This is a genomic window from Megasphaera sp. DJF_B143, assembly GCF_900320625.1.
GTDB classification, from domain to species: Bacteria; Bacillota; Negativicutes; order Veillonellales; family Megasphaeraceae; genus Megasphaera; species Megasphaera hexanoica.
Genome location: NZ_ONTA01000047.1, coordinates 1 through 5,802, shown reverse-complemented (window position 1 = coordinate 5,802; position 5,802 = coordinate 1). Strand labels below are relative to the sequence as shown.

Sequence of the window (5,802 nt, the reverse complement as noted above, 5' to 3'; positions counted from 1 at the left end):
CTGCCACCAGGAATAGGGAAATACATTATATCCGGCTGTACTCAGATTGCCGTTCTTATTGAGCCGCACATTAAGAAATGACGAAGATGCGTCCATAGCCGTATCCATATACCGGATAACGTCAGGACTGTCCAGATAAAAACCTTTTAATTTGTTCTCTTTATTGTATAGCTGGATTTTTTCCTCCTGGCTGAGCAAATGGTTTTCTGAAAGTTTCCGGCTTCGCACATAGCAATATAACACGGCTGCCGGGGCGGCCTGAGGCCCTATGTTTTTCAAGGCGACATCCATATACGTCAGGAGCTGTAATTCCAGTCCCATGTAAATTTTCTGCAAATCCAGTACGGTGCTGCCCGATTTATAATCGATGACAACGACAAAATCCGTATCGTCTGCATGGAGTGTGTCAATGCGGTCAATCTGCCCGGTCACGATGACCTCCAGCCCATTGTCCAGCGTAAATTGCAAAGCCTTCCAGGCATTTTTCCCCTGTCCAAATCCCTTTTCCACGGCAGTCGTATGAAAATCAGAAGACTTATTGAATTCACACAAACGCCGCACTGTCCGGATGAGAACCTGGATCAGTCTTCCCTGGATTTGAATAAAATACGCATTGGACATGAGAATATCGTTTTGTATCTTCGGCGATAACTCTTCTACAATGGACGTACACAGCGGCCCTATTTCCTCATCCTGCAAATGCTGCCACTGCCGTCCTTCTGTGAGCAATTTTTCTCCGATACGGCGCAGTGCTTCATGGACAAGCATCCCCAGATCCGGTGCCGAAAAATGCTGCATCGGCCGTTCGGCAAGGCCCAGTCCATATTGCGAAAAATACGCAAACGGGCACTGACGGTAACTTTCAAACCGGGTAACGGAACCGACAATCCTCCCTTCCGGAGCATAGAGGCGGCGTACGGTTTCATAGGGAAGCCGCTCCGGCCGGTTATGATAAAACAAGCCCTGCACAGCCCGTACGGTTACCTGTTTCCATCCATGGAGCAACGCCCAGTCATACAAGGACCACCATACGGAATCTATTTTTTTATTTTCTACAGCCGGACGCAGCATAACTGGCAGATATTTCAACGCTGCTGGCATAGAGACGATATACTCCGCAGCCGATGCCGGAGAAGCTTCTCCGCTTTCCTTTCGAAGGCCAGCAATATATCCTTTATCTATCAACTGCTGGATCCACAAAGACGGCGTCAGCTCCTCGCCCTGCTCATCAGCCAGCGCGTAACTGATATATAGCCGTTCTCTGGCCCGGGTGGCCGCCAGATAAAACAGGAATTTTTCCTGCAGGGAACGGAACCGGCTCCCCGGCCCCAACGTCACGCCGGCCTCTGTCAGGCTTTGCCGTTCTACGTCACTTAGAAGTCCCTCATCGCCGCTGTGCTGAGGAAAAATCCCATCATTGATGCCACATAAAAACACAATGCGTCCACTGCCGGTATACCCCCGTTCGATTGACGTAATCGTCACATGATCCAGTGTCGGCGGAATAATGCTGAACGTCATCGTCTTCAGGCCGTCTTCCACCATCTGGGAAAATTCTTCCAGACTGACCACATCATCTCCGCACAAGGCCGTCATTTCTTCCATGAATGCCAGCATTTTTTTCCATACCTGCTCATGTTCTTTACTTTCTGTCATACGCTGGACTGCTTCATCTTCTTCCTTCCAACGCCGCAGCGTATCGGGAACATGGATAGACTGGAGAAAAGTAAATAAAAGGGTACACCAGTCACGCAAATTTTTTTCTCCCTGTGCCTTCTGCCAGAAAGGAAGTATATACTGCTGAACACGTTGCCGCACTTCATTGACCTGATGCAGTCGTTCCTGTATTTCCGGATGCTGACTTACATCATCGCTCATATATTTTTGTGGGTAATAGGTCCATTCCCGGCTGCTCAGCCACTGCCGGCTGCTGATACCGCTGGCCAGACAGTAATTTTCCAGGATATCCACTTCATGCCGGTCCAGAGGAAATAAATCCGTTTTGAGAAGGCGGAACACTGTCTCGTGTGACCAGTGGGACCGTAGCAGTGCCAGAAAAGCGGCAACAGCCTCTGCGGCAGGGTGAGATGCCATGGGACGCCGATAATCAGTAAAGCACGGTATACCATAAGACTTGCATATCCGTTCTCCCAGCGCATCATACATATTGCTAGTCCGGGTGAGTATCAGAAAATCCCTGTACCGGTATCCGTATTGCACGAGACGGGCAATGCGTCTGGCAATGGCGTCCATTTCAGCCGCGCGATCAGAACATTCTGAAACAATGAGTTCCTTAACCGGCACGTCCTGTGTATCCGGAACGGACTGAAAGAAATGCCTGGTAAACTGTCGTATTCCCTTGCATGGCGGATTGGGCAGGTTCTCTGTTTCCAAATGGGGAAAAATGTGGAGAAGACTCTGATACACTTCCCAGGGGCGGTGATACAAAGCCGTATGGCGGGACTGCTGTGAAACACGTTCTGCATCCATTGTCAAGGTTATGGTCAGCGAATCAGCCACTTTTTCGGCTGCCAGCAGAATCTGCAACTGCTGCGGCGTGAACCATTGAAATCCATCGACCCAGACCCGTGCTCCCTGAATAAACGTATAGTTGGGCAGTTCCCTTGCCAGCAGTGTCATCGTATCATCGGCATTTCCAAAATGTTCTCCCAGAAATTCCAAGTATTTTTCATACAATGAAGCGATGTCTTCCAATTTATGTGACAGTGTCAGCTGATTCATCAGCCCTGCCGCATTCCGCAGCATATCCGGTGTAATACGGAAGGAGCGGCATTCCATGAGGAACTGGCCCATAGTCGTCACAAAATTAGGTTGCGAGGCGGCAGTCTGAAGGACAGTCAATACATTGCCGTGCTGCCTTAGAAGACGCTGTAGTACGATATTGCGGCTCAATTCAGATAACGACGCATGTTCTTTGTTCCGTTCCTGAAAGACCTGGAATGCCAGCCGGGAAAATCCAAAAATCTGGGTTCCCATAAATCCATGACCCGGCATGGTGGATGCAAACCGTCTTTCCATACTGTACGTAGCCTGGTCAGGTACGAGCAAAACAGCCTTTCCGCCATCTTTCGACCAATTCCTGATTTCTTCCAGGCATCGGGCAGTCTTTCCGCTGCCGGCCCTGCCAAATACGACGGTTACTGCCACAGTTCTCTCTCCTCTCCTGTGTTCACTGCAAATATACATATAAAATATTCTATCACACTCTGCATGTGAATCCTAGTAGAGAAAAAGAAAAGGCCCGCTGCTACCATTCAGATAACAGCGGGATTTTTCAAATTGCGGCACAAGCAGTTTTGACAAAGGACAACCGGGAAGGACGGCTGCGCTGCAGCCATTTGAGGTCATATGGTTCAAATACGACCTTGCGGTACGCGTCTACATCCATGAGCGTTCCATCCCAGTCAGAATGGATATCTCCATTCTGCTTAATCAGGATATCGTACAATATATCATAGGTAATTCCTGTCTTAGGATCTGTTTCCACAATCGTACTATACGGCAGCGTCTTATGATAGGTCAGTTCCATTCCCTTATAATCAAAATGGAATCCACAACGCATGCGGCACCCATCCAGGCCCGTATAAGTGGCAATCTGTTTCAAATCATGGAGAATGCGGTCACCTTGTTCATCATACAGATTATCGGGAGTCGTCGCCGTGTAATCGAAACGGAACTGCACAGAAGCGCCGGGAATTTTGTAGAACCGTTCCAGATACGGTACCAGTTCCTGGGCTGGATAGTTTTTGTAAAGCACGCAATTAATGCGGAAGGGAACCGCCAGCCGACTCAGCAGAGAATCATTGGATTCTACGACATAATGCTGCATATGCCGGGATACATTGATACATGTAATCTTGTCTTTATTGCGTTTCGTAAAATTGACAATGTCATCTTCCGTCTGGAATTCAAAAACGGGCAATGTCGTGTTGATATACACCTTGTGAGTTGTGGGAATCTTATCGAGCATCATCTGAAGAGAGTCCAGATTGGCAAACGGTTCCCCACCAGTAAACACATAATCACAATAGGGCGTAATCTGATTCATCATTTCAATGCTATGACATATCTTTTCTGCCGAAAAACCTTCTGGATGGGAATATTCTTCTTTATTGATGCAGAAGGGACAATGATTGCGGCAGTTGTACGGAACAAAAATAGTAATAGTCGCTCCGCCTTCACGCGTTTTGTATGGATGTCTTGTCTTAACTGTGCTTGCAGTAGTATTCACCTGCGTCTGTATCATGTTCTTATTCGCCTCAAATTCATTTTACCCAGCCGGGAGCGCCAAATAAACGGGCATTCCAATTTACACTGTTCAGTGATATCCAACAAGCATGGGCACTTATTACTATCATAACACAAATGTCAATATCGTCAAATAATTAACTAGACACATATTATGTTATTTTTGAATTATTTTAGCGACTTTCAATTCTTCTGTTTCGCTGTTTCGTGGATTTTATAGAGATTCTGGGCCAGGCTGGTGACGAGGCCACCACATTCCAATTTGTGAGACCAGCTGCGCGGCACAGCATCAGCCCCGTACATAGCACCTGCCATATTGCCGCAGACTGATCCGCACGAGTCGCTGTCTCCATCCTGATTACAAGCCATAATGACGGCATCTTTCAACGTCCCTGTTTTTAACAGGCAATAAATAGCCAGAGCATACGTTTCTTCAGCAACCCAGCCTTTGCCGATCCGTTTCATAGCCCGCCAGGCTTCCCTATCGGTCACGGCTTCATCGATGGCCCGGATAACTGCTCGCTTTACACCTTCATAATGCTCATGTTTTTGTAATATCCGCATGACTTCTGGCAGTGTATCGGCTAATTCCTTTCCCTGGCTGAGGAGAGAAACGGACGCGCTGAGCATTCCTGCTGCCAGATATCCCGTAGGATTCCCATGAGTCAGACGCCCTGACTGACAACCTACGTCAAAAGCCTTTTCCGGATCACCTGCATAAAACAATCCCACAGGAGCGGCACGCATTATGGAACCACAGCCTTTACTATCATTATCGGCATAGAGGCTGTCTGTCCGGCCACTTCCCGCCAGAGCGGACAGGCAGGTTTTCCCCGGTGCCCGCCGGGCATATAAATCTTCTTCCCCCATCATATCGTAATCCCATTCTTTTTCATGGGCCTGCCTTGTCATCCAGGCAGACTGATCCGGTTGAATGACTTGCTTTGTCTGTGTATAATACCAACGCATGTACGAACGGTACAGACCTTCTTCTGGCGCCAATTCATCATGAGCAGCCCAAAGTAGTCCGTCGGCAGTGAAAAGAGACATTTGTGTATCATCCGAGATGATGCCTTTTCTCCCATTGGCATCCAGCCGCAGTATCGTCCGCAATCCATAAGGCCCGAATTTTTTCCGGATAGTATACCAATCGTCAAATTCGATGATATATCCTAATGCATCGCCTGCTGCACCACCAAGCATACATCCCAGGAATCGGTCACATGTATCCATTTTCACACCTCCAACACGTATATTCGATTCGCTATCAATCCCATAGTTGTAAAATAATTATAAAATGGGTTTACAATTTATTGATATTATTATATTATATAAGATTATACTTTTATTATAACAGATTAATCATCCATTGTGCAATAAAAAAAGCACCTGCAACGATTGTCGCAGATGCTTTTTATTTTTCCCATAGGTAATACAGGGGTTATCAGCCTTCGATTTCGGAAACAACGCCGGCGCCTACTGTACGGCCGCCTTCGCGGATAGCGAAACGCAGGCCTGCTTCAATAGCGATCG

Annotated in this window: 4 protein-coding genes; all 4 read right to left on the bottom strand. The window is 47.6% G+C overall.

The window, feature by feature from the left end:
• A partial coding sequence (locus tag DBO31_RS01435) for a PD-(D/E)XK nuclease family protein (protein ID WP_159897730.1) occupies nucleotides 1–3,168 on the bottom strand: 3,168 nt, incomplete at its 3' end.
• Nucleotides 3,169–3,295: 127 nt separating this feature from the next.
• The gene (locus DBO31_RS01430) at nucleotides 3,296–4,267 is read right to left on the bottom strand and encodes a 4Fe-4S cluster-binding domain-containing protein (RefSeq protein WP_059076173.1); all 972 of its coding nucleotides are present in this window, start codon (nucleotides 4,265–4,267) and stop codon (nucleotides 3,296–3,298) included.
• A gap of 185 nt (nucleotides 4,268–4,452) precedes the next feature.
• Nucleotides 4,453–5,502, bottom strand: a complete 1,050-nt coding sequence (locus DBO31_RS01425) for an ADP-ribosylglycohydrolase family protein (RefSeq protein WP_059076174.1) — start codon at nucleotides 5,500–5,502, stop codon at nucleotides 4,453–4,455.
• Between the two features lie 211 nt (nucleotides 5,503–5,713).
• The coding region (locus tag DBO31_RS01420; protein WP_150824262.1) for a hypothetical protein at nucleotides 5,714–5,802 on the bottom strand (89 nt) is incomplete at its 5' end.

Coding starts and splice junctions, on each gene's coding strand:
- DBO31_RS01430 (WP_059076173.1), bottom strand. CDS start 4,267: ATGATACAGACGCAGGTGAATACTACTGCAAGCACAGTTAAGACAAGA.
- DBO31_RS01425 (WP_059076174.1), bottom strand. CDS start 5,502: ATGGATACATGTGACCGATTCCTGGGATGTATGCTTGGTGGTGCAGCA.